The 3,937-nt window shown below is 43.7% G+C and carries 3 protein-coding genes; all 3 read left to right on the top strand.

What is annotated here, in order from left to right:
* A partial coding sequence (locus tag K1X82_15030) for a UbiA family prenyltransferase (GenBank protein ID MBX7183423.1) occupies positions 1–890 on the top strand: 890 nt, incomplete at its 5' end.
* Between the two features lie 2 nt (positions 891–892).
* Positions 893–2,680 (top strand): asparagine synthase (glutamine-hydrolyzing), encoded by a 1,788-nt coding sequence (gene asnB, locus K1X82_15025; protein MBX7183422.1) that lies wholly within the window; start codon positions 893–895, stop codon positions 2,678–2,680.
* The gene (locus K1X82_15020) at positions 2,677–3,843 is read left to right on the top strand and encodes a hypothetical protein (protein MBX7183421.1); all 1,167 of its coding nucleotides are present in this window, start codon (positions 2,677–2,679) and stop codon (positions 3,841–3,843) included. Before asnB ends, K1X82_15020 begins: the two co-directional genes overlap by 4 nt.
* Positions 3,844–3,937: the final 94 nt, after the last annotated feature.

The raw sequence follows: 3,937 nt of genomic DNA, 5'->3' as shown, positions 1-3,937 counted from the left end.
ATAAATTAAAAGGAGTTTCAATTCCTGTGGTTGGTTTGCTTTTTGGCCTTTCGCTGGCGGTTATGTTATTGCCTTGGTTGGTTTTACCCTTCGACGAATGGAGTTTAATTTTGATAGCTTTAGAACTCGGAAGCTTTTTGGTGTATTCAATCCCTCCGTTGCGTTTGAAACGTTTCCCATTGCCTGCTTGCCTGCTCGATACGGCCTATGCTTATGTTTGGCCAATGGCACTTTCCATGCATACCTTTGCTATTCAGGCACCCTGGCAAGTGCATAGTTGGTTTAATTTTTTGCTGGCTGCCTTGTTTTTTATCGGGTTCCGTAACATTGTACTGCATCAAATTAAAGACGCCGTAGCCGATTTTAACTCCGGACGCAAAACCTTGCCCTTGGTAGTAGGAGCCAACAAAACCTACCGTATTTTACAGCTTGTATTGGCCCTGGAAATACTGCTATTTACCTTGTTTCTTTTGTTTTTTCATCGGTATGGAAGTTTATTTGCCCTGTCCTATTCCATTTACCTGGTTTGGAAGTATAATTCCATACAAAAAGGGCTATCACCACTACCTAGCCAAGCATTTCAGGTTTTCTACCTCAGCGATTTGTTTTATCAATTGTGGTTGCCCATGCTCATTATTGGGGTTTTGGTGAAGCAGGATGTGCGGTGGTTGTATCTTTTTCTGTTTCATCTGTTGGTTCTGGCCTTCAATTTTCGTCGTTTAATTTTGGGTGGGGAACTTGCCGAAATTTACCATAAAACCATTCTTCATGGAATTTCAATGGTTGTAAATACCATCATTTATTACGTGTTTCGGATGTTTGGAGTAGATTTGAAGCTTGAAAAGATGTCTGCCTTGGACTACCTCAATTCGAAGAAAAGAAAACAGTAAGTATGTGTGGGTTTACGGCCGTTTTTAGTCAAGTTCCTATTTCGCCGGATGGTTTAACCGGCCTGGAGCAGGTATTGAAACACCGGGGTCCTGACGACCACGGGCAGTACCGCAGTTCAGATGATCGGGTGGCCCTGTTTCATAACCGACTTTCGTTTTTTGATTTATCGGAGAAAGGCAAACAACCCCTGCAATCAGCCGATGGAAGGTATGTTTTGGTGTACAACGGTGAAATTTATAACTTTCGTGAAATACGGACTGAACTGCAAGCCCAAGGCCTGGCTTTTACCACCGACACCGATACCGAGGTTATCTTGAATGGCTACGCCCACTGGGGAAAAGCGATTTTGCAAAAGCTGGAAGGCATGTTTGCTTTCGTACTGTTCGATTCCCATACCAAGCAATTGCTGGCTGCAAGGGACAGGTTTGGAATAAAACCGCTGTTTTACTACCAATCCAACGATTTTCTAGTCTTTTCATCGGAAGTAAAAGGTATTTTGGCTCTACCGGCTTTGGCCTCATCCATTCGGGTGCGAAAAACAAGTATAGCTTTGTTCCTGGCCAATCGCTATGTGCCGGCACCTTACACCATTTGGGAGCAGGTATTTAAACTACAACCGGCGTTTTACCTAGAAAGTGACTTTAGCTTTAAACCCCGTTTGGATGAGTATTGGAAACCCACTTTAAGCAACCATCGTCTTGCTCGTAAAGAGGTGGTGGAACATACTCGCTTTCTCTTAAGCCAATCGGTTGAAAAGCACCTGCGCAGCGATGTGCCGGTAGGTGGTTTTTTAAGTGGAGGTTTTGATTCTTCAGCCTTGGCTGTGTTGGCCAGGGACGTAGTAGGGAATTCGTTTCAAACCTTCTCCATCGGCTTTGAAAATTGGACCGATTCGGAAGATAAATATGCCGAATTAGTCGCTAATCATTTGGGATTGCCAATGAGTAGGCATATTTCAAAACAAATTGATTTGCATAAGGTTAGGCAGTTGATGTTTCACTACGACGATCCTATTGCCGACATTAGCATCTTGCCTACCTTTGAAGTGAGTCGAATTGCGGTGGAAAAGGTAAAAGCGGTGGTTTCGGGCGAAGGAGCCGATGAATTGTTTGGAGGTTATTGGTGGAACAAGGGTAACCCTTTTTACTATGAATCGCCCTGGAAAAGAATTTCCGCCATGCTGGGTGGTAAATCGTTCGGAATGGTGAAATCCCACTATATTCATGCCATGAGCATGGGTTTATTTGACCTGAACGAATTGTCCCAAGCATTAACTCCCGATTACCGACATTCCCTTCCGGATGATCCGTTTGCTCATTTTGACCGGTTCCAACTTTCCGACGACCAACCCCTGGTGAAACAGTTGCAATACCTGGATATAAAAACGTTTATGACCGAGTTGGTGCTAAACAAAGTTGATAGGGCTTCGATGGCCAATTCCCTCGAAGTAAGGGTGCCTTTCCTGGACCATCATTTGGTGGAGTTTATGTTAGGCTTGCATCCGGATAGCTTTATGGAAGAAGGTGTTCAAAAACCTATATTAAAAACCTTGCTTAACAATCGGGTTCCAGACAGCATTTTGGAGCGAAAAAAGCAAGGATTTGTGGGGCCTGACGCCTTTTATATGAATTACGACTTGTATGCTGAACAGCTCCGGAATGGACTGTTGGTGAAGTCAGAAGTAATTCAACCTCGGTATATTGAACAAAAGCTTCAGCAAAAGGATCATTGGAGACTTTGGAAAATCTATGTGTTAGAAAATTGGTGGATTAATTGGATGCAACCATGAGTAAATCTTGCTTTGTTTTTGCTGTTTGCGGGTCGGATGAGCATATAGATACTCTGGCCTTTTCTTTGGAAAAGCTGAAGAAAGTAACTCGTTCGGACATTTGGGTGGTGACCGACTCTTCCAGAAATACCAAACCCATTGTTCATTCCCAGGTATTGGATATTTCCACCCCGTCGCATTTTAATAACCACCAGGCTAGCATCTACCTCAAAACCGGATTGCATCGTTTTTTACCACCAGGCCGAAGGTATTGCTACCTTGATTCGGATGTTATTGCCATTAGTGAGGATTGCGATTTGATTTTTAATGAATTTATTCCGCCTATTCGCTTTGCCCCCGATCATTGCCGAATGCGCTTGTTTAGTCCTTCGGCGGTGCAGTGCAATTGCCAAAAAGAAGCCGATGAATTAAACCGGGCCATCAACCTGGAGCTCGACCGGCAAGATCCTTACCGCAACTCCGCTTCAGCAGAGGTAAAGGAACTGAGAAAAGAGTTGGAATCGGAATATTGGCAAATGAAGAAAAATCCGGTTCAATTGGTTTGGACCGGCATACGTTATCTTAGTTCGTTTTCTACGTTTCGGTTAAAGCCTCACCTTATTTATCACCGCACCGAAAAGACCTGGAAGAACAGGGAAGGTCTGGCTTTTATGCGAACCGCCAATTTAAAATCTATTTGCAAGGCTTTGGGGTTGAAATGGTCGTGGCTGAAACCTTACCCCCGAACCAGGGATGGGAGAAGTGTTTGGAGGGTGGAATGTGACCATTTGGCTCTTCAAATTCAGCAAAAATTTGGCATAGCAGTAAAAGAGAAAGATTTTCAACATTGGAATGGCGGTGTTTTTCTTTTCGACGATAGCAGTTATGATTTTCTGGAAACCTGGCATCAACTTACCATGGAAATATTTAAAGACCCGGCCTGGAAAACCAGGGACCAGGGCACTTTAATTGCCACAGTTTGGAAATTTCAATTGCAAAACCATCCTACGCTCGACAAAAAATGGAACCTATTAGCCGATTACAACAACCCCGATGTAAAATGGTTGGAAGGCTGGTATGTGCAAGTATCGAAAAAGGAAAAACTAAAACCGGTTTTTGCCCATATCTACCACCACTTCTTCGATAAATCCTGGTTGCTGTGGCAAAAAATAGAAGAGTTGTAGCCCCGCCCGAAAAAATTGCATCTTTGCAGGAATCCCTTTTGGCAATTAACCTTGGTTGAAAAGAAGCAAACACTCGTGGTGACCGGAGCGGCCG

This window comes from Bacteroidia bacterium (genome assembly GCA_019695265.1).
GTDB lineage: Bacteria > Bacteroidota > Bacteroidia > JAIBAJ01 > JAIBAJ01 > JAIBAJ01.
The sequence above is the reverse complement of the archived record's forward strand: the minus strand, read 5'-3'. Positions and strand labels throughout refer to the sequence as shown.

Bases quoted from the DNA above. Each gene is read 5' to 3' on its own strand.
- asnB (MBX7183422.1), top strand. From the start codon at position 893: ATGTGTGGGTTTACGGCCGTTTTTAGTCAAGTTCCTATTTCGCCGGAT.
- K1X82_15020 (MBX7183421.1), top strand. From the start codon at position 2,677: ATGAGTAAATCTTGCTTTGTTTTTGCTGTTTGCGGGTCGGATGAGCAT.